Origin of the sequence: Marinobacter fuscus, from assembly GCF_003007675.1 — a bacterium.
Taxonomy (GTDB): Bacteria; Pseudomonadota; Gammaproteobacteria; order Pseudomonadales; family Oleiphilaceae; genus Marinobacter; species Marinobacter fuscus.
In genome coordinates this window covers 26927-48669 of sequence record NZ_PXNP01000096.1, presented here as the reverse complement: position 1 = coordinate 48669, position 21743 = coordinate 26927, and the positions used below count along the sequence as shown (strand labels likewise).

General features: G+C 55.7%; 17 protein-coding genes. 7 read left to right on the top strand and 10 right to left on the bottom strand.

Annotated elements, in window-relative coordinates; genetic code table 11:
- Positions 1-12: 12 nt before the first annotated feature.
- From aroB to C7H09_RS12725, 7 genes are all read right to left on the bottom strand, one after another.
- Positions 13-1110 (bottom strand): 3-dehydroquinate synthase, encoded by a 1098-nt coding sequence (aroB, locus tag C7H09_RS12755; protein WP_106763254.1) that lies wholly within the window; start codon positions 1108-1110, stop codon positions 13-15.
- The gene (aroK, locus tag C7H09_RS12750) at positions 1079-1669 is read right to left on the bottom strand and encodes a shikimate kinase AroK (RefSeq protein ID WP_106763251.1); all 591 of its coding nucleotides are present in this window, start codon (positions 1667-1669) and stop codon (positions 1079-1081) included. Before aroK ends, aroB begins: the two co-directional genes overlap by 32 nt.
- A gap of 129 nt (positions 1670-1798) precedes the next feature.
- Positions 1799-3916, bottom strand: a complete 2118-nt coding sequence (locus C7H09_RS12745) for a type IV pilus secretin PilQ (protein WP_106763249.1) — start codon at positions 3914-3916, stop codon at positions 1799-1801.
- Positions 3917-3930: 14 nt separating this feature from the next.
- Positions 3931-4473, bottom strand: a complete 543-nt coding sequence (locus C7H09_RS12740) for a pilus assembly protein PilP (protein WP_106763247.1) — start codon at positions 4471-4473, stop codon at positions 3931-3933.
- A gap of 2 nt (positions 4474-4475) precedes the next feature.
- A complete protein-coding gene (locus C7H09_RS12735; RefSeq protein WP_106763245.1) occupies positions 4476-5087 on the bottom strand; it encodes a type IV pilus inner membrane component PilO in 612 nt (203 codons plus the stop codon).
- On the bottom strand, positions 5087-5650 hold the full coding sequence (locus C7H09_RS12730) for a PilN domain-containing protein (protein ID WP_106763243.1): 564 nt from the start codon (positions 5648-5650) through the stop codon (positions 5087-5089). Before C7H09_RS12730 ends, C7H09_RS12735 begins: the two co-directional genes overlap by 1 nt.
- On the bottom strand, positions 5650-6714 hold the full coding sequence (locus tag C7H09_RS12725) for a pilus assembly protein PilM (protein ID WP_106763241.1): 1065 nt from the start codon (positions 6712-6714) through the stop codon (positions 5650-5652). The genes C7H09_RS12730 and C7H09_RS12725 overlap by 1 nt, the downstream gene beginning before the upstream one ends.
- Positions 6715-6952: 238 nt before the next feature.
- On the opposite strand from C7H09_RS12725, the gene C7H09_RS12720 reads away from it, so the two are divergent.
- Complete coding sequence (locus C7H09_RS12720; RefSeq protein WP_106763239.1) at positions 6953-9502, top strand: penicillin-binding protein 1A; 2550 nt, start codon at positions 6953-6955, stop codon at positions 9500-9502.
- A 79-nt stretch (positions 9503-9581) separates the two neighbouring features.
- Here C7H09_RS12720 and C7H09_RS12715 read toward each other — a convergent pair whose 3' ends face one another.
- Both C7H09_RS12715 and rpmE read right to left on the bottom strand, forming a co-directional pair.
- Positions 9582-10847: a malic enzyme-like NAD(P)-binding protein gene (locus tag C7H09_RS12715; RefSeq protein ID WP_106763237.1), complete on the bottom strand. Its 1266-nt coding sequence runs from the start codon at positions 10845-10847 to the stop codon at positions 9582-9584.
- Positions 10848-11062: 215 nt separating this feature from the next.
- The gene (rpmE, locus tag C7H09_RS12710; protein ID WP_106763235.1) at positions 11063-11284 is read right to left on the bottom strand and encodes a 50S ribosomal protein L31; all 222 of its coding nucleotides are present in this window, start codon (positions 11282-11284) and stop codon (positions 11063-11065) included.
- 233 nt (positions 11285-11517) lie between these two features.
- Here rpmE and C7H09_RS12705 point away from each other — a divergent pair, with 233 nt between their 5' ends.
- From C7H09_RS12705 to hslU, 6 genes are all read left to right on the top strand, one after another.
- Positions 11518-13692, top strand: coding sequence for a primosomal protein N' (locus C7H09_RS12705; protein ID WP_106763233.1), 2175 nt, complete (start codon positions 11518-11520; stop codon positions 13690-13692).
- 208 nt (positions 13693-13900) lie between these two features.
- Entirely contained in the window at positions 13901-15703 is a 1803-nt protein-coding gene (locus tag C7H09_RS12700; protein ID WP_106763231.1) for an Ig-like domain-containing protein, read from the top strand.
- Positions 15704-15916: 213 nt separating this feature from the next.
- The gene (gene argS, locus C7H09_RS12695; RefSeq protein ID WP_106763229.1) at positions 15917-17602 is read left to right on the top strand and encodes an arginine--tRNA ligase; all 1686 of its coding nucleotides are present in this window, start codon (positions 15917-15919) and stop codon (positions 17600-17602) included.
- A 7-nt stretch (positions 17603-17609) separates the two neighbouring features.
- A complete protein-coding gene (locus C7H09_RS12690) occupies positions 17610-18260 on the top strand; it encodes an SPOR domain-containing protein (protein ID WP_106763227.1) in 651 nt (216 codons plus the stop codon).
- Between the two features lie 197 nt (positions 18261-18457).
- A complete protein-coding gene (gene hslV, locus C7H09_RS12685; protein ID WP_106763225.1) occupies positions 18458-18988 on the top strand; it encodes an ATP-dependent protease subunit HslV in 531 nt (176 codons plus the stop codon).
- Between the two features lie 14 nt (positions 18989-19002).
- A complete protein-coding gene (gene hslU, locus C7H09_RS12680; protein ID WP_106763223.1) occupies positions 19003-20334 on the top strand; it encodes an ATP-dependent protease ATPase subunit HslU in 1332 nt (443 codons plus the stop codon).
- Between the two features lie 98 nt (positions 20335-20432).
- On the opposite strand, the gene C7H09_RS12675 is transcribed toward hslU, so the two are convergent.
- Positions 20433-21674, bottom strand: a complete 1242-nt coding sequence (locus tag C7H09_RS12675) for a patatin-like phospholipase family protein (protein ID WP_106763221.1) — start codon at positions 21672-21674, stop codon at positions 20433-20435.
- Between the last annotated feature and the right edge of the window lie 69 nt (positions 21675-21743).

The following is a 21743-nucleotide window of genomic DNA, read 5'->3' as shown; positions in this document are numbered from 1 at the left end:
GACAAACACAAATCAACCCGCTTCGGGCAAGAATGCTCCGAGCGTCTGGCGGAGATGTTCCGGCTTTGCCTCGTCTGTTACAAATGCATCGCCCAACGCACGAAGCAGCACAAGCCGTAGCTGGCCATCCACATTCTTTTTATCTACCGCCATCAGGTTCAGAAAATCCGCTTCTTTCATACTGGCTGGTGCAAAGGCCGGTAGCCCGGCTCGTTTTATCAAAGCCGCAGTGCGCCGGAAATCGGCGGATGAAATAAAGCCCTCGCGCACAGATAAGTCTGCGGCCATCATCATCCCGGTACCCACAGCTTCTCCATGCAACCAACTGCCGTATCCGGCGAAGGTTTCAATGGCATGCCCAAAGGTGTGGCCCAGGTTGAGAATGGCCCGAATGCCACCTTCCCGCTCATCCAGTGCCACCACATCGGCCTTACACTGACACGAACGGAAAATGGCCTCAGCAAGCGCCTCCGGCTGCAACCCGACGAGTTTATCCATCTCCGCCTCTAGCCATAACAGAAAAGCGTCATCCCGGATAAGGCCATACTTGATCACTTCTGCCAGGCCCGCAGACACTTCTCTGGCAGGAAGCGTCTGCAAGCTATCGGTATCAATCAGAACCGCCTGGGGCTGGTGAAATGCCCCTACCATATTTTTGCCCAAGGGATGATTGATACCGGTTTTTCCGCCAACGGACGAGTCTACCTGCGAAAGCAATGTCGTCGGAATCTGAATGAATGGTACGCCACGCTGATAGCTGGCAGCGGCAAAGCCCGCCATATCACCCACAACACCACCACCAAGCGCGACCAGCGTCGTTTTCCGGGTATGGCGATTTTCCAGCAAGGCATCGAAAATCAGGTTCAGTGTCTGCCAGTCCTTGTACTTTTCACCGTCTGGCAAAACCACCACATCCACTGTTTTCCCCGGGAAACTGGCTCTGGCCTTCTCAAGATACAGTGGTCCAACTGTGTTGTTAGTTACGATCATCACCTGTTGACCCGCTACCCAGGGGGTCAGATCAATGACACCCAGCAATCCCTGCCCGATGGTAATCGGATAACTGCGATCGCCAAGATCAACCTTGAGCTCGTGAAGCACCTTGTGCATGTTCCCTTCCTTCTTTCCGCCGCTGACGCTTGTGGCGAGGTGTTTTCGGGTTAATTCGATTAGCCAACTGACGAACGACCAGGCGGGGGCTCTTGCGGTCGGTGTACATAATGATATCCGCCAACTCGGTATAGATAGGGTCTCTCAAAGCGAACAGTGTACGCAGAACAGCCTCCGGGTCTTCACTCTGCAGTAACGGCCGGTTGCGATCCTTACGGGTTCGCTCCACTTGCTGCTCAATAGACGTACGCAAATAGACAATTATTGAATCTTTACGCAACAACGGACGGTTTTCCGGCCGCATCACCGCACCGCCACCCGTCGCCAGCACCGTTTCTGCTTCGCTGGACAGCTCTTCCAGCATGGCTGTTTCCCGCTGACGGAAACCATCCTCACCTTCCACATCGAAAATCCAGGGAATATTCGCCCCACAGCGCTCTTCGATGATCCGGTCGGTATCCATAAACCGGTATCCCAGCTCTTTGGCAAGCAACCGGCCAATGGTCGTTTTTCCAGCCCCCATGGGCCCAACCAGAACAACTCGTTTGGGCAAAGACATAATTTCCGCTCAACAAAATTCAAGCGGGTGAGAATAGCACACAGGCCTGCAATCCATAAGCGGCAAAGCCGGTTCTACCCCATAACGAAAAACCGCCGGACAATCCGGCGGTTTTTTTCAACACCCAAGTTACTGGACCAGATCACTCTTGATGATCTTCGGCGTAATGAAGATCAATAGCTCACTACGCTCATCGATGTGCTCGGTACGCTTGAACAACCGGCCGATGTACGGAATATCACCAAGGAATGGCGTCTTGGTTGTCTGGGTCGCGACCTCAGACTGGAAGATGCCACCGAGAACGACCGTTTCTCCATTAGCAACCAGCACCTGTGTGGTTACCTCGTTGGTGTTGATAGAAGGTATACCTGCGGTAACTTCACCACGAGAATCCTGATTTACAACGAGATCCATAATGATCTTGTCATCCGGAGTGATTTGAGGAGTCACTTCCAGAGACAGCACGGCCTCTTTGAACTCAATGTTGGTTGCACCGCTGGAAGTTGCCTCCTGATAAGGGATCTCCTCACCAGACTTGATAGAAGCGCTTTGGCGATCTGCGGTTACAACTCTCGGCTGGGAGACCACCTCTGCCCTGCCATCGCTCTCCAGTGCGGATAGCTCAAGGTCAACCAGAAAGTCATCACTACCCCACCCGATTGCGAAGGATGAGGCCCCTGCTCCTGTCACTCCCAAGTCCACTCCAAGTGCGCCGGGGAACGAGATGCCTCCACTACCACCACTTGCGGCACCTCGAGCCTCTTCCAGAGTGCCCAGAGAACCGCCCACTGTAATCACGTCGTTACCGCTAACGTTATATGCGGCACCACCCCAACGAACGCCGAGGTCTTCGGCAACGTTAGTCTGCGCACGAACAATACGCGCCTCAATCGAAACCTGGCGTACCGGCACATCCCAAGTAGTAACCAGTCGGCGAATTTCCTCTAACTTCTCTGCCGTCTCGCGCACGCTGATCGTATTCGTCCTGCCATCCGAAGACACAAAGCCTCTGGAGGAAATCAGTTCTTTATCTGCCTGAATCAAAGCAACAATATCAGCTGCTTTGGCGTAGTTGACCTGAATAATGTCCAACCGAACAGGAGCCAGCTCTGCAATCTGCTTACTGGTTTCGAGCTCCAGCTTTTCACGGGCAGCGATTTCATCTGCGGGTGCAACCAGCAGAACATTACCGATCTGACGCTTATCCAACCCCTTGGTTTTCAATATCAGATCCAGAGCCTGATCCCAGGGAACATTCTGCAGTCGCAAGGTTATGCTACCACCCACGGTATCACTGGCTACAAGGTTCAGCCCGGTAAAGTCGGCAATCAGCTGCAATACCGAACGAACCTCGATATCCTGGAAGTTCAGCGACAATTTTTCTCCGGTGTAGGGGAACTTCTCTTCCCGACGCGCTTCCGCCTCTTCCTGGGACAGCGCCTCCACACTCACCGTAAACTCTTTCCCGGATTGGTAGGCAATATAGTCGTAATCCCCTTCCGGCCGGATTTCAACAATCGCCGAACCATCTTCAATATAGGTGTCGATGCGGGATACAGGCGTTGCAAAATCAGTAACATCCAGCCTGCGTCGCAGGTTCTCTGGAACTGTCAGATCAGGCATACTCAGGCGAATGCGCCCTGCCACTTCACTAAGATTGACTTCTGTCGCGCTACTACCAAGGTCAACAACAACCCGCCCTTCGCCTTTATTGCCACGACGAAAATCCACTCCCGCCAGAGTGCGGGCAGTAGCCCTCGCTGGAGCTTGCGTTGAAACAGGCCTTGCATTTCCGCCTGAATCTGCGACTGCTTCGGAACCTCCGCCAATCGTCATCACCAAAGAGTCAGCACCCCGCATCGTTTCGTGGGGAACCAACTCAACAAGGTTAAAGATAAGGCGTGTCCGATCCTTAGTCTCGACAATCGTGACACTTTGCGCGTTACCTGTTCCCAAAGGAATGCTACGTTTATTGAGGGCACTGGTCGTGTCTTTGAGATCAACGGTAATTCTGGCTGGCCGCTCTATGGTGTACCCGGAGGGTTCCGGCGGCGCTCCATCAAACTGCATGGTGACTTCCAGTCGTTCACCCGGTAGCGACGAGAACGACAAGTCTTGCAGCGTGACCGCACCGGCCAGGCTGCTCCATAAACCCAGGGCAATCACACCTGCGCAGACATTGAGTTTTTTGAACATCGCTAGCCTCGACCCTAAAACTGTTTTTTCGTGCATGTTTCTTTCGTTCATATCCGTGTCGCTCCTCAGCCTTCATCCAGAGACAGGGAGCGCGGGCGTTCAACCCAGCCACCCCGACCATTGGGAACGATCTCGATCAGCTCAATCCGGGTTTCACTGATTCCGACAATGCGGCCGTAATTCTGCCCCATATAATTCTCTGTCCGCACCCGGTGAATACCTCCGGTGTTATCACGCACGAGCGCATAAAGGTTGCCCTCGTTGCCTTGCAGAGTGCCGACCATAGCAAGCGACTTGAGGTCAAAGTTTTCAAGCACTTCTCTGGGACGATCCAAGTCAGGCTCGATATCACTGACCGGTTCATCGTCCACCATCGTCAGTTGCACGTCCACCGGCGGTTCAAACGGTGCACGACGATCTGCTGCCGAATAGCTGAAGGCTTCATACGCCTTGAACTCTGGCAGAGGCTCTACATGCCCCCGGGGTTTAGCCCTGGTGTCGGTCATAAATTTATCGAGATCCGAAAATCCGCTTCCCTGGGAACAGGCCGTCAGCAACGATGCCAGACAAACACCCAGCCAGGCTTTTCCCGCATGCTTTCCTGTCATGCTCATTCTCCGGCCCGGTAGCGATAGGTACGGGCAACAACCTGCATATCCAGTTGCTCGCCGTCACCGCCGATTGGTTTTATGGTCAGGTCATGCAATGTCACGATCCTGGGCAAACTGGCAACGCTACTCACAAACGATGCAAGTTCATGATAGGAGCCTGAAACCCGAATATTAATCGGGAGCTCTGAATAAAAGTCCCGTTGTTGCTCTGGCTGCAACTTTACTTCCTGCAGCTCCAGACCACTACCCAGAGCGGTATTGGTAATATCTTCGAGCAATCCCGGCACTTCGGTATCACTTGGCAACTGACGAACCAGCGCACCAAATGTTTCCTGCATCTCTGCCATCTGCGCCTTGAACACTTCCAGATTGGCAACCTGATAGGCTTTTTGCTCATAGCGCTGCTTGAGCTCTTGCTCTTGTCTTTCAACAGCTTCCAACTGAGCATATTGATCTTTGACGAAAAACCAGTAGCCGCCACCAAGAATCAGACCAAACACAATCAAAGCAACGATCGCCTTGACCGGAGCAGGCCAGATACCCGCATTGTTGATATCCAGATCATTGATATCGAATTCATTGAGACTTTTCAGTGAGTCCGCGAGGCTCATTACTTATCCTCCCCTTCGGGCTCTGGTGTTTTCTGTTGTACCGCGAGATTGAACTGGCTATACCCTGCGCGCTCGCTGTCTGTCGCTGCAACATTAGACAGACTGGGGTTTGCGAACCACTCGGAATCCTCGAACTGCCGCATCAGGTTAGAAATACGACTGTTGGACTCTGCCATGCCCACGATTTCCAATCGCTCACCCGTTTTCTTGAGATCCGTGTAGAACAACCCATCTGGCAAAGTCTTTACCAATTCGTCGAACACCCGAACAATGACGGGCCGCTTGCCCTGAAGATCCTGGATAACCTGCATTCGTGCCAGCAACTCATCCCGCTGACGCTTCAGATCCTCAATCTCCTTGATCTGCTTGTTCAGCTCCTTGGTGGCAGTCTCGATGTAGGCATTCCGTGATTGCTGATAGGCAATCCGGCTGTCCAAGTCAGACTTCCACAAAAAAGCCAGGCCACCCGCAATAATCACGGCGCCCAACATCAGAACAACAAACTGTTTCTGCTTTTCAGCCCGAAGCTCTTCACGCCAGGGCCTGAGGTTAATTTTGGCCATCAGTCAAAACTCCTCATTGCCAAGCCACAGGCGATCATCAGTGAAGGGGCATCATTGCTGAGCGCGGAGGCATTAACCTTGGAGCCTACAGACATATCAGCAAATGGATTGGCCACCACCGTGGGCGTCCCGGTTTTCTCCTCAACCATGTCGACCAGACCCTGAACCGAAGCGGTACCGCCAGCCAAAACCACGTAGTCCACCGCATTGTACTGACTGGCCCCGAAAAAGAACTGCAGTGCCCGTGCAACCTGCTGAACCACGGCTTCACGAAATGGCATCAGAACTTCATCGTTGTAATCATCGGGAAGGCCGCCCTGTTTTTTCGCCAGACCGGCTTCTTCCACCGACAGGCCATACCTGCGCTGGATTTCTTCGGTCAGCTGTTTGCCTCCGAAAATCTGCTCCCGGGTGTAGACAGTCTTGCCTTCTGCAAGAACACTCAGGGTCGTCATGGTGGCACCGATATCCACGATCGCCACGACCAATTCTTCACCCTGAGATTCAAGCTGCGGCTCGATGAGCGTGTAGGCACGCTCCAGCGCATAGGCCTCAACATCGACAATTTTTGAGTCGAGGCCAGCAATTTCGAGTGCATCTTCCCTTATATCGACGTTTTCTTTGCGACATGCTGCCAACAGCACATCCACGTCATCAGGATTCGACTCGGAAGGGCCCTGAACCTCAAAGTCAATGGCGACCTCATCCAGCGGATACGGAATGTACTGATCCGCCTCGAGAGCAATCTGGTCTTCCATTTCGAACTCATTGAGCCCGCCGCCCATCTGGATCACTTTGGTGATCACTGCGGAACCAGAGACCGCAACGGCCGCCTGCTTCACACTGGTGCGAGACTTGGATACTACACGCTTCAGGACTTCCCCTACCGCCTCCACATCCGTGATATTTTTCTCTACAACTGCATTGGCTGGCAATGGCTCAACCGCATAGCTTTCGACCCTATATCGATCGCCATTTTTTGACAGCCCTAACAGCTTGACCGAACTGGAGCTTATATCCACTCCAAGAACGGCGCTGGATTTTTTTCCTAGCAATCCGAACACGCGCTCACCCTGTACCTGGTTAAATCCACCCGGCGTTGAAACCCCTCGGCCGTTTATTGTGAAAACGGTCACCCAAAGAGCGTTCTATGTGTTTTTTATGTAAGAGAATTTGTTGTTTTTTCCGTCTACAATAACGTCTCTTATGTTCCTGGGAGACATTGCAGGCGGCGAGGCGACCAAACCTTCCTAAAGCAATTTCTCAAATAATAGACCTATATCCAACAGTTGTCAGAAAAAAATGTCTCAATTGCTGCGTACAACTCGCGTTTTAGCCTGGTTCATTCTTACCGGCCTGAGTGTCGCCATCATTCTTGCCTCGAGTTTTTACCTTTATCTCCGTCCAAACCTTCCCCCGGTCGAACAGTTGCTCGATGTGCGACTGCAGACCCCGCTGCGGGTGTATAGCAGAGACAACAGATTAATAGCAGAATTCGGTGAAAAGAGAAGGGCACCCATCACAATCGAACAGATCCCTACAATTCAGTTACAAGCCTTCCTGGCCGCTGAAGACGCCCGCTTTTACACCCATTACGGAGTCGACATCAAAGGGCTGGTGCGGGCTGCCGTGGAGTTGGTCACCACCGGCAGCATCCAGTCTGGCGGCAGCACCATCACCATGCAGGTTGCAAAAAATTACTTTTTGTCACGCGACCGTACGTTCATTCGTAAATTCAATGAAATACTGCTGGCTCTTCAGATTGAACGTGAACTGGACAAAGAGCGCATCCTGGAACTTTACCTTAACAAAATTTATCTGGGCAATCGCGCCTACGGGATCGCCGCCGCGGCCCAGGTCTATTACGACAAGCCCGTGACAGAACTCGATCTTGCCCAGATGGCGATGCTTGCCGGGCTACCCAAAGCCCCCTCCGCTTACAACCCGCTGGCCAACCCCGAGCGAGCCCTGATCCGTCGCAACTGGATTCTCGGACGAATGAAAGAGCTTGGATACATCACCGCCGACGCCTGGTCGCTGGCCAAGGACGCACCACTTACGGCCAGCTACAATACACGCGAAATGGAGGTTGATGCTGACTATGTTGCTGAAATGGCGCGATCGGAAATGGTTCGACGCTTTGGAGAAGAGGCCTACACAGAAGGCTACAGCGTCTTCCTGACTGTCGGCGGCGAAAAACAGCAGGCAGCCACAGATGCTCTTCGGGCCGGCCTGGAAAATTACGACCGCCGGCACGGGTTTCGCGGCCCCATCGGCCAGCTCGATATCGACGGCATGTCGGAAGAAGACCTGTCCGGCAAAATACAAAGCTATCCGAAGGTCGAGGATCTGATCCCCGCCGTCGTTACCAGCATCGATGATGAAAAAGGAATCGCCCGATTGCACCTGCGAAACCTGGGCGCCGGCACCATGCCTATGGCCACCATGAGCTGGGCGAGCCGTTACCGCACCGAACGATTTACCGGCCCCAAGCCGGAAAAGCCATCGGACGTTGTTTCACCTGGCGATGTGGTATACGTGAAAGCCAGCCTGTCCGGGCAACCAGATGCAAAACAGCCCGTAAGCGATGAGCCTCAGCCCGAGGACGACAACAGCAGCCAAAAGAAATCTCAGACGATCCAGGCCTCACTTGCCCAGATTCCCCGAGTTGAAGGCGCACTGATTTCCCTGGAAGCGCAGACAGGGGCCATTGAAGCACTTTCTGGCGGCTACAGCTTCAGCCAGAGCAAATACAACCGCGCCACCCAGGCCAGTCGCCAGCCCGGCTCGACCTTCAAGCCTTTTCTATATTTGTCCGCGCTGGAGAACGGCAGAACGCCTGCCACGATCTACAATGATGCGCCTATCGTCTTCGAGGACTCGGAACTCGAAACCGCCTGGCGCCCTCAGAACTCTTCAGGGCAATTTTACGGCCCCACCACATTGCGCAAGGGCCTCTACCGTTCCCGCAATCTGGTGTCCATCAGACTGCTTCGGGACCTGGGCATTCAAACCACCCTGCAGTACCTTGAGCAATTGAAGCTACCCACAGCAAACATGCCCGCCAACCTGTCCCTGTCCCTCGGCAGCGGCCTGCTTACCCCAATGGAGCTGGCCAGAGGCTTCGCCGTGATTGCCAATGGCGGCTACGACGTCCAACCCTATCTGATTGAGCGCATCGAAGCCTCTACCGGCGAAGTTGTCTACCAGGCTCCGGAAACAAAACTGTGTGACTCGCCCTGCACTGCAGACACCGGCAAACCCGACGAAACGCGAGAGCGCACAGAAACTCCGGAAACCATTGACGGCATGACCCTCCCCGCCTCAAACGCTGACGGCCAGCCGACCACCCCCAGAATCATGGAACGCCTGGCGGATGAGCGCTCGGTATATATCATGCACTCCATGATGAAAGATGTTGTGCGCCGGGGTACCGGCCGCAGAGCCCTGGCTCTGAACCGAGACGATATTGCCGGCAAAACCGGCACCACGAACGAACAGAAAGACACCTGGTTTGCAGGCTTCAATCACAACCTGGCGACAACCGTATGGGTTGGCTTCGACCAACCGGCCCCCCTTGGCCGAAGCGAATATGGCGCCACCACAGCCCTGCCAATCTGGGTCGACTACATGAAAACAGCACTGAAGGATAGACCTTCGGCCCACATGCCAAGGCCCAACGGCATCGTCAACATTCGGATTAACCCGGAAACCGGAGAGCGGGCACGCCCCGGCGAAGAAGGCCTCTTTGAACTGTTCAAGCAGGAAGATGCGCCCGACCCCCTGAAAGCCCGGGACAACGGCCACCAGGGCACGAATGCTGACGACGATTTATCAAGGCAGATTTTTTGAGCGGAAGATTCTCAGCAGATACAAAAAACCGGCGGGATCTTCCGCCGGTTTTTCTATGAAGCAAGACGAACTATCAGGATCAGATAATGTCGTCCATAGACTTCAACGGGTAGTGTGCCGGGTACGGGTTGCGGGCAACGCCGGAATCCACGGCTGCTCTTGCAACGGCTGCTGGCACAACTTCCAGCAAGCGGACGTCCATCGGCTTCGGAATGATGTACTCACGACCGAACTCAAACGTCGCTACACCGTAAGCCTCACAAATCTCCTGAGGTACCGGCTCTTTGGCCAGCTCACGGATCGCATGCACGGCAGCAACTTTCATTTCTTCGTTAATACAGGTGGCACGAACATCCAGTGCGCCCCGGAAAATGAAAGGGAAGCCCAGTACGTTATTCACCTGGTTCGGATAGTCGGAGCGACCTGTCGCCATGATCAGGTCATCGCGTGTGGCGAGAGCGACTTCCGGGCTGATTTCCGGATCCGGGTTAGAGCAGGCAAACACAACAGGGTTCGGGGCCATCTTCGCCAACTGCTCGGCAGTCAGGAGATCCGGCCCGGACAGACCCAGGAATACGTCGGCACCATCAATAGCTTCGTCCAGCGTACGCTTATCGGTCTCGTTGGCAAACATTGCCTTATATTGGTTCAGATCGTCACGACCTGAGTGGATCACACCCTTGCGGTCGAGCATGTAGATATTTTCAGATCGAATTCCACAGCTTACCAGCAGCTTCATGCAGGCAATAGCCGCCGCACCAGCGCCCAGGCAAACGACCGTGGCTTCCTCAATTTTCTTACCTTGCAGCTCAAGTGCGTTGATCATGCCCGCAGCAGTTACAATGGCGGTGCCATGCTGGTCATCATGAAAAACCGGCACATTGCACTTTTCGACCAGAGCGCGCTCGATTTCAAAGCACTCAGGCGCCTTGATGTCTTCGAGGTTGATCCCACCGAAGGTATCGGCAATCCGCTCAACCGTTTCAATAAACGCCTGAGGGCTCTCGGAGTTCACCTCGATATCAAACACATCGATACCGGCAAAGCGCTTGAACAGGACGCCTTTGCCTTCCATCACCGGCTTGCTCGCCAGAGGGCCGAGATTGCCCAGACCCAGGATCGCAGTACCGTCAGAAATCACGGCTACCAGGTTACCCTTGGCGGTGTATTTGTATGCATTCTCGGGGTCCTTCGCGATCTCGCGGACCGGTTCGGCAACCCCCGGGCTATACGCCAGAGAAAGATCGCGGGAGGTTTTCGTAGCCTTGGTGATTTCAACGCTAAGCTTACCCGGCCGCGGCTTGGCGTGATATTCAAGGGCTGCTTCTTTCAGATCTTGAGACATTGCCACTGTTCCGTTTGTCACGTTTAAAGGTAATAGCCGCCAGAGCAACGCTCGACGGAGCGCGACATTATGGCTCGCTCAATGGCAAACGACAAGCCTGAATGGAATGTTTTGTATACAGTCAATAGTGCATTTCGCGTATACGCTCGCATCCAAGCCATCGAACAGGCACAAAAAAAGCGCCTTTCGGCGCTTTTTTTCGATTTCGGCGAAAATCAGTCTTTCTTACCGCCAATACGGCCACCGAACCGCTTGTTGAAGCGGTCAATACGACCACCTGTGTCCATCACCTTCTGCTTGCCGGTGTAGAACGGGTGGCACTGGGAGCAAACGTCGAGCTGCAGGTCGTGACCAACAGTTGAACGGGTATTAATCACATTCCCGCAGGAACAGGTAGCGGTGATGTTCTCGTACTTGGGGTGAATACCTTCTTTCATGGCGAACCTCTTACGGTCATGCCGCTACCTGATCACACGCCTTAGGGCAGCTTTCTTGCCAGGCACCGCATGTTTGAATCAATTGAAAAGACCGTGCACAATCGAGCCCGGCCAGAAACAGACCGCGAATCTTACTGACAAAGCCGGCCGCAGGCAAGTATATTGGTGGCGCCACGCCGCCGGATGCCACGCAAACCGATGATCAATGCCCTTATTCAGGATACGCAGTTACCGTGACACGGCCCCGGACAGCCCGCATCGCCCTGAATCGCCCGCTTCGAAGGCTCTTCGATTACCTCGTTCCCGAGCCTATGACACTGACACCCGGCCAGCGGGTAAAAGTGCCCTTCGGGCACCAGACACTCACCGGACTGGTCGCAGAAATCGGCGTGGAGCCACCATCCGGCATCAACCTTAAACCGGTTCAAAGTGCCTTGGAAGACTGGCCAGCCCTACCGGAAAGCACTTGCAAACTACTATCCTGGGCCAGTGACTACTACCAGCACCCACTGGGCGAGTGCCTGTTCACTGCCCTGCCTCCCGCACTGCGCAGAGGCCGTTCGGCAGAAGCAAAAGCCGATCAGCACTGGCAAACCAAAGACAGCGGCGAATTGCCGCCCGCCAATGCACATCGACAGCTAGCATTACTGACCGCCATAAAGAATGCGCCAGGCATTACATCCAGCGAACTCACGAAAGCAGGCTTCAGCCGCCCACAAATTCGGGCATTGAAGAACAAGGGGCTGATCACCGAATGCCAGGATAGGGGCAGAACCGATGCTGACAGCAACCAGAACAGCACGCCCGGACCACAGCTTTCTGAAGCGCAACGCACCGCGGCCGAGTCATTGCCCGCCGACACCGGTCGGTTCAGCGCAACACTCCTGTACGGCATCACCGGCAGCGGAAAGACCGAGCTTTACCTTCACTACCTGAAAACCCATCTGCACAGGCAGGATCAGGCTCTGGTGCTGGTGCCGGAAATCAACCTCACCCCTCAGACCCTGGCCCGGTTCCAGCGTTACTTCGGGCAACGCATTGCGATCTGGCACTCCGCGTTGACTGATAGCCAGCGTCTCGACACCTGGCTCAAGATAAGAAATGGCGAACCGGTGATTCTGATTGGCACACGCTCTGCCGTACTGCTTCCTTTTACCAGACTCAGAACAGTCATCGTCGATGAGGAGCATGACAGCTCCTACAAACAGGGAGAGGGCTTCCGCTATTCCGGCCGCGATATTGCCGTATACCGCGCCCACCTCAATCACTGCCCGGTCATTCTGGGCTCCGCCACGCCATCACTCGAATCCTGGCACAACGCGCAGCAGGGAAAGTATCGTCTGATCCGGCTTGAACAACGGGCTGGCAATGCCCGCCCACCGTCCATGGAACTGCTGGACATTCGCAGCCGCCCTCTGGAAAGCGGCCTGTCACGCCCTGCCCTGAGCGCCATCGCCGAAGCACTGGACAAAGGGGAGCAGGCGCTGGTGTTCATAAACCGCCGAGGCTTTGCTCCGGTGATGATGTGCTTTGACTGCGGCCACATGGAGGAGTGCCCCCGTTGCGACACACGGCTCACCTACCACCGCAGAGACAGAGCCATGCGCTGCCACCATTGCGATTTCCAGATGGCCGCCAGCCATGCTTGCCCTGCCTGTAAAAGCGATAATTTCAAACCGGTGGGTCAGGGCACTGAACGCACGGAAGAAACCCTGGCCGGACTCTTCCCGGACACCCCGGTGATCCGGGTAGACCGGGACAGCACTCAGCGAAAAGGCAGTATTCAGGGCATACTCTCGCAGGTAAATAGTGGCGCCCCCTGCATTCTCGTTGGCACACAAATGCTTGCCAAGGGCCATGACTTCCCGAACGTTACCCTCGCAACAGTGGTTAATGCCGATGGCGGCCTGTTCAGTGTCGACTTCCGGGCGCCGGAACAAATGGTACAAACGCTACTACAGGTGAGCGGTCGGGCCGGGCGCGGCGACAAGCCCGGAAAGGTGTTGATTCAGACCTGCCATAGCGACCACCCACTGCTGCAGGCGCTGTGTCGGGGTGACTATCCGACCCTCGCCAACCAACTGCTGGCCGAACGCCGGGCGGGCGAACTACCGCCTTTCAGGGCCATGGCGATCTTCCGGGTAGATGCCAACACCATGCAGGAGAGCCTTCAGTTGCTGGACTCGATCAGGTCGCTGATCCAGGGGCCCGGCGTTGAAATATGGGGCCCGATTCCTGCCGTTATCGCCCGCAAGGCCGATCGCCATCGGGCCCAACTGGTGGTCTGCAGTGATAGCAGAAAGCATCTTAACCGGCTTCTTACTCAAACCTGCCAGCAGCTCGATATACGGAAACTGCCTGCGAGTGTGAAGTGGGCGGTGGATGTGGATCCCCAGGAAACCGGCTAACCGGAAACGTGATGCAAGGCCAATTCTGCAAAACGTTACAATCTTTATTCATAAATCACCGATACGACGCATTGCGATTCGATTGACTGTGCTATGATTTTCAGCAATCTATCCAAGAAACCTGGAATCAATCCTTAGGTTGCGGCTCTCATGCCGGAGACGCACACCCGAAAGGCTTGCGCTGTAAACGAAAACTGGAGACACAATTATGTCAGGGAAATTCCTTGCACGAGCGGCGGCAATGTCGCTGGCACTATTCATGGCGGCATGTGGGGGTGACGATAGCTCAACCCCACTCTCTGGCACGGGCAATGGCAACGGTGGATCGCCCTCTGATCAGTTCACCGTAGGCTCAATCCAGCTATTATCCAGCACGCCCGCGATGGGCTCTTCAGGACAGGACAAAACCACGATCACGGCCTTGGTGCGAGACAGAAACGGCATACTTACACCAGATGTTCCGGTTGATTTCGTAGCATCAAACAATGGCTCACTGGCGATTCTCTCGCCCGTCACCTCGGAAACAGGCCGGGCCAGCGCCGAACTTTCAACCGAAGGCGACGCGAGAAACCGGACGATCTCAGTGACTGCCACGGCAGGCTCCGTGACCAAGTCTGTTGATGTGGCTGTTACAGGAACAACGCTCAACCTGACCGGGCCATCCGCAATCAGCAATGGCGCTTCCGCCAACTATGAAGCGCGGCTACTGGATTCAGCCGGCCAGGGCATTGGCAACACGCCTGTTACTATCTCAAGCACCAGGAACACTGTATCGGCCGCGTCACTTACCACCGACAGCGCTGGCAGGGTTCAGTTTTCCGTCGTAGCACAAACCGGGGGCACAGATACACTTTCAGTAAGCGCCTTCAATAATGAATCCAGGATTACGGAACGGTTGGAACTGAGCGTTTCAGCCGACAACTTTGCGTTCGACAGCAACGTTCCCAGCGAAGTAGAAGTTAACCGCCCTCAGAACATTTCTATTACCTGGAACCAAAACGGCTCCCCCGTCGCTGGCCGCACCGTAACCTTCTCCACAACTCGAGGCTCACTGTCGCCAAGAACGGCGACCACCAACTCTCAAGGGATCGCAACAGTCAGGCTTTCTTCGAATGATGTGGGCGTGGCGGAGATTACAGCTCTCGCGAATAGCTCTTCTGGAATCCAGATTGAAGCAAAGGAGAGCCTGGAGTTCGTATCCTCATCACCGTATACCGTCAGCATTCGCGCATCCAAAACTCAGGTATCAACAAACGGTGAAGCAAGTATTATTTCCACGGTAAGAGACAGAAATGGCAACCTCGTCAAAAATGCAAACGTCTATTTCTCACTAACTGACCCGACCGGCGGTACTCTCGAACCAGGCATCGTAAAAACGGATAGCCAGGGCAGAGCTATTTCAACCTACAAATCCACCACCAGCATCAGTGATAAAGATGGCGTCCTCGTTAGTGCGAAAATTGAACGAAATGACGGCACCTCCCGGACTCAGTCTATTACCCTGACTGTAGCTGGCCGTGCACTAACTCTGATTCTTGGTACCGGCAATACCATTTCAGCGCCCACGGAATCAACTTATGACATGCCGTGGAGCGTTCTGGTTACCGACGCAAACGGTAACGCGAGTGCGAGCCAGCCCGTGCAGCTAAGCGTATTGCCCCTGGAGTTCAGCACCGGCAACTATGTGTGGAGCGAGGCTAGCGAATTGTGGGTTCCGGTTTACACCGCCACTTTCCCGACAAACCACTCTGACCCCGCCGGTACCGAAATTGCCAACCCGGCATCCGCACCGAACGATGTTCTGACAGACGCAGTCGGATCGGTCGAGTTCAATATCCGATATCCAAAAGGGGAGTGCAGCTGGGTTCGTGTACGTCTGACGGCAACTTCGAATGTCGAAGGCTTTTCGAGCTCTAACTCACGGGAATTCACTTTGCCATGCCTGTCCGATGATCTGAATGATCAGGCAGTCACGCCTCCGGGAGGCATCAACAGCCCTTACAACAACTAATCCTCTACATTTTCGCGGTCTGGCGCTGCCAGTGCCAGACCGCGCATCTATCACCCAAACACCTAACCCAGCATCAAGCCAACAGTCAGATCTTTATCAGCCGACTGCGCATCATTTTGCTTAAGCCCCGAGTTTCCGCGATAATAGCCCCCTTCTTTTTTCACGGGCCCTCCGCCCTGTATCCATTCTTCTGAACACCGAGTCGTCTGACGCATGAAAGAGACCGTATCCGAGCTTCTCCAGTCTGCTCTTGCAGCCCTGCAATCTGAAGGCACTTTGCCAGCTGATCAGGCTTTTACACCGCAGGTTGGCAACACCAAAGACAAGTCCCACGGGGATTATGCCTGCAACATTGCCCTGGTGGCGTCCAAGGCCGCCGGTTGCCCGCCGCGCAAGCTGGCTGAGGCACTGGTCGCTGCCCTGCCCGACAGTTCGGCGGTGGAGAAGGTGGAGATTGCTGGCCCCGGGTTCATCAACTTCTTTATGAGCACCGCCAGCGCTTTTGGCATCGTGAACAGCATTCTGGATGAAGCGAATCAGTTTGGCCGAAACCAGTCCGGCAAGGGCGAAAAGGTGCAGGTGGAGTTCGTCTCGGCCAACCCCACCGGCCCACTGCACGTGGGCCACGGCCGCGGCGCCGCCATAGGCGACTGCCTGTGCCGCCTGCTGGAAGCCAACGGTTACGACGTTACCCGGGAGTTTTACTACAACGACGCCGGTGCCCAGATTAACAATCTGGCCTTATCTGTTCAGGCCCGGGTGAAAGGTCTGACACCGGAGCACGAAAGCTGGCCATCCGACGGCTACCGGGGCGATTACATTGTCGATGTCGCCAATGCCTATCTGGCCGGCGAAACCGTGGTGGCCGACGACCGGGAAGTAACCGCCAAGGCCGACCCGGAAGACCGTGACGCCATCCGTGAGTTCGCCGTGGCCTATCTGCGCCGGGAACAGGATCTCGACCTGAAAGCCTTTGGCGTGCAGTTCGACGTGTACTTCCTCGAGTCCTCCCTATACCAAGACGGCAAGGTGGAAGCCACGGTGGAGCGCCTGAAAGCCAACGGCTACACCTACGAGCAAGACGGCGCCATGTGGCTGAAGACCACGGAATTTGGCGACGACAAAGACCGGGTCATGCGCAAAAAAGATGGCGGCTATACCTACTTCCTGCCAGACGTGGCCTACCACCTGGACAAATGGCAGCGTGGCTTCAGCACGGTCATCAATGAGCAAGGCGCCGACCACCACTCCACGGTCACCCGGGTTCGGGCGGGCCTGCAGGCACTCAAAGCCGACATCCCCCAGGGCTGGCCGGATTACGTGCTGCACCAGATGGTCATGGTCACCCGCTCCGGCCAGGAGGTAAAAATCTCCAAGCGGGCCGGTAGCTACGTAACCGTGCGCGATCTGATTGACGAAGTGGGTCGCGACGCCACCCGCTTCTTCCTGGCAGCCCGCCGGGTAGATTCCCAGCTGACCTTCGACATTGATCTGGCCCGCTCCCAGACCAACGAAAACCCGGTGTATTACATTCAGTATGCCCACGCCCGGATTTGTAGCGTGCTGCGCAAGCTGGCTGCAGAAGGGGTTGAACGGGGCATGAATGAGTGCCTGGGCGACCTGAGCCTGTTGACCCTGGATGAGGAAAAGGAACTGGCAAACCAGCTGGCGAAGTATCCGGAGCTGATTGCCAATTCAGCAGCCCAGCGTGAACCCCACCACCTCACGCATTATCTCCGTGAGCTGGCCGGGCAATTCCACACCTACTACAACGCCCACAAAGTGTTGATTGACGATACCGCACTGCGGGATGCCCGGGTCAGCCTGTATCTTGCCGTGCGTCAGGTAATCGCCAACGGCCTGGACCTGCTCGGCGTAAGCGCTCCGGACGAGATGTAACTCCTCCATGGCCAGAGATTACGCCAGGAAAGACCGCCCCGCCGGGAGAGGGGCTGCCGGAAAACCGGCAGCACGCTCCCGGCAGCAAAAAGCGGCTGAACCGAAAAAGACGCACCCGTCACGCCCCCAGCATGGCAGTTTGTCTATGAGAACCATTTTGTCCCTGGCCGCCGTTGGCGGCTTTGTTGGTTTTATTGTGTATCTGAATACCCTGCCCGGCGGCAGTGCTGACCAGCCTGCAAACACACCACAGGTGCAACAGCCTGCCAAAGCTCCCACCACTCCAGCCAAGAACACTGCAAAGCAGGAACCCCCCAGCAAGGAGCAGCGCTTCCGGTTTTACGAGATGCTGCCGGAGTCAGAGGTGGTTCCACCCAAGGTGGAGGAATACACCCCCGGCCCGGCGCTGCAGAAGTTCGATTACGTGGTGCAGTCCGGCTCGTTCCGCAGCAAGGACGATGCTGAGCGACAGCGGGCGCAGATTGCCTTTCAAGGATTGCGGGCTCATGTCCAACGCATTGATCTGGATAGCGGCAGCGTGTGGTATCGGGTAAATGTGGGGCCGTTCACCTCCCGCAGCCAGATGAACTCGGCGGTGGATAAGCTGGTGTCCATTAATATTGAGCCGCTGGTGCGGAAGATTCCCAAGGAGGGGTAAGCGCTAGCCTGCCAAGGTGGGGTCTGACCCCAGGGGGTCGATTGCGGGATCTCACCTGCGGGCCTAACTGCGGGGTCTGACCCCTTGGGGTCAGACCCCACCTTGGCACACAAGTAAGCCCCAATAGGCACTTGAATTCCTGCCACCCGCCTCCATAAAGCCAGAATGTCAAATTCACACAGGCAACTGGAGCCCCAATGACCACGATCGTTTCCGTACGCCGGGAGAATGAAGTCGCCATGGGTGGTGATGGCCAGGTATCCCTTGGCAACACCGTAATGAAAGGCAACGCCCGCAAGGTTCGGCGGCTTTACAACGGCCAGGTGATTGCCGGTTTTGCCGGTGGTACCGCCGACGCCTTCACCCTGTTCGAGCGCTTTGAGGCCCAGCTCGAAAAGCATCAGGGCAACCTTACCCGTGCGGCCGTGGAACTGGCCAAAGACTGGCGTAGCGACCGGGCTCTGCGCAAACTGGAAGCCCTGTTGGCCGTGGCCGATAAAACCGCCTCGCTGATCATTACCGGCAACGGCGATGTGATCGAACCCGAGCAGGGGCTGATTGCCATTGGCTCCGGCGGCCCCTTTGCCCAGGCTGCGGCCCGTGCGCTGCTCGAAAACACCGACCTGAGTGCTCAGGAAGTCGCCGAGAAGGCTCTTGAGATTGCTGGCGACATCTGCATTTACACCAATCAGCACCGCACCCTTGAAGTGCTACCCATTAAAGACTGACCAACGGAGCAACCATGTCTACAATGACTCCACGGGAAATTGTCCACGAGCTCAACAAGCACATCGTGGGCCAGGAAGAAGCCAAGCGCGCCGTTGCCATTGCCCTGCGTAACCGCTGGCGCCGCATGCAGCTAGATGCCAGCCTGCGAGACGAAATTACCCCCAAGAATATTTTGATGATCGGGCCCACCGGGGTCGGCAAAACTGAAATTGCCCGTCGCCTGGCCAAGCTCGCCGACGCCCCCTTCCTGAAAGTAGAAGCCACCAAGTTTACCGAAGTCGGTTACGTGGGCCGGGACGTGGAATCCATCATCCGGGATCTGGCCGACATGGCCATCAAGATGCTGCGGGAGCAGGAAATGAAGCGGCACGAGCATCGCGCGCTGGATGCCGCAGAAGATCGCATCCTGGACGCCCTGTTGCCGCCAGCGCGGGACTTTAACGAAGATAGCCAGCACTCCAGCAGTGACTCTTCCACCCGCCAGCTGTTCCGCAAGAAACTGCGGGAGGGCGAGCTGGATGACAAGGAAATCGAGATTGATCTGCGCAGCGCCGCCCCTGGCGTCGAGATCATGGCGCCTCCGGGTATGGAGGAAATGACCTCCCAGCTGCAAAGCATGTTCTCCAACCTGTCATCCGACAAGCGTAAAACCCGCAAGATGAAAGTCGTCGATGCCATGAAGCGGGTAAAAGACGAAGAAGCCGCTAAACTGGTGAACGAGGAAGAAATCAAGCAGAAGGCCATCCAGGCGGTGGAGCAGAACGGCATCGTGTTCCTGGATGAAATCGACAAGGTAGCCAAGCGTTCGGAAAACACCTCATCAGATGTGTCCCGGGAAGGTGTCCAAAGGGATCTGTTGCCGCTAATTGAAGGCAGCACAGTCAGCACCAAGTACGGCTCTATCCGTACCGACCACATACTGTTCATCGCCTCCGGCGCCTTCCATCTGTCCAAACCCTCAGACCTTATTCCGGAACTGCAGGGTCGTTTGCCGATTCGCGTAGAACTGCAGGCGCTGACGCCAGACGACTTCAAACGCATTCTGACTGAACCGGATGCCTCACTGGTGCAACAATATGAAGCCCTGATGGGCGCCGAAGGCGTGAAGCTGACCTTCGCCGACGATGCCATTGCCCGCATTGCCGAGGTTGCCTGGAAGGTGAATGAAAGCACCGAAAACATCGGCGCCCGGCGCCTGCACACGGTGCTGGAGCGCTTGCTGGAAAGCCTGTCTTACGACGCAGGGGATGCGGTCACCGAAGCGTTTGAGGTAACCGCCGCCTATGTGGACGAGAAACTGGGCGAGCTGTCTGAAGATGAAGATCTGAGCCGCTACATCCTTTAATCAGAAGCTGGCACCCGCAAACACAAAAGGCCGAAGGTCACACACCTTCGGCCTTTTGTGTTCACACCACCAGTGCCCCGCCGGGCTAATTCCCTGAACTACTGAGCTTTGGAAAACAGCTGCGTTACGTTGCTCAGACCGCTGGCCAGCGCACTCTTTTCACCCCCGCCCTGACGCTCCCTGGCCACATGCAACGGCAACATTTCACCATACAGACCGGTGCTGATGGTGCGCTCTTCATCCTCAAGGCGATCCCGTCGCAAGGTGATGCCGTATTTTTGCAGCTTCGGCTCCAGATCATCAGCCCGGCGGAGCAGATCTCGCCGGGTCATCTGATAAGCGTGCTCACACACCATGCGCCGCCCCTGGAAACTGAACACATTGGAGAAAAACAGTTTGGCGTCGTCCCGGGTGGGCTCGAACAGCACAATGTCTTTATCGGGATAGTCCCGTGCATACTGGGCGATACCGGATTTCATGCGGGAATAGACCATGGTGCGGTAGGTTTGAGCGAGCAGATTGGGCATTCCCGAATGAGTCAGTTTACCCGGCTTGATGGAGCCTGCTCGCACCGCTGCGCGGGCATCCAGCGGTACCTGGGGGTTCACCGCCAGCACCAGATCCGCACCATCCTCAAACGCCACTGAGGCGTGCAAGCCTTTGCGCAGGGTGCCGTCGACATAATAGTGACCGTCTATCTCCACCGGCACATACAGCCCGGGCGACGCCGTACTGGCCTGAACCGCACGGGAGATGGGTACATGATCGAAGCCCGGAGCACCGAAACACACCGCTTCGGTGCTTTCCACATCAGCCGCCACCACATACAACCGATGCTTCAGTTGCCGGAAATCATTGGTTCGGCCCAGCATGGTGAATGTTCGCAGCAGATAGTCCTGCAACCCCTCGTTATCGAACAAACCCGACGGCGCAGCCTGGGCCAGAATGGTCATGGCTTCAAGAAAACTCTGATCGTAGGGGTTGTTGATAAACCGGCTGACCGCGGTGGACACCAACCCGGGCACCGCCAGCAAACGATTACCGAACTCCTGAAACGCCGGGCGATAGAAGACTTCCGGGCGGAACGGGTGTACCTCGGCCTCGTTACGCACGAAAATCCGGCACAATTGCGCGGTGGTCACCTGGTTGGCCAGGTTGGCCGCGACGAAGGAGCCAGAATTCACCCCCACATACACATCCGCAGCATTGAAATCCACACCATCCAGCGCTTCATCCAGTGCTCTTAGAGCGCCAATTTCATAGATGCCGCCCAATGGACCCCCGCCCCCGAGCGCGAGGCCGATGCGAGGTGCCGGCTTGAGTTCGGTTGCTGTTGTCATGGTTTGTCCTTTTCAGTGACGACTGCGGAAAATGCACTTGATAAAAATCTAGCAGTGGATTTTAGAGTA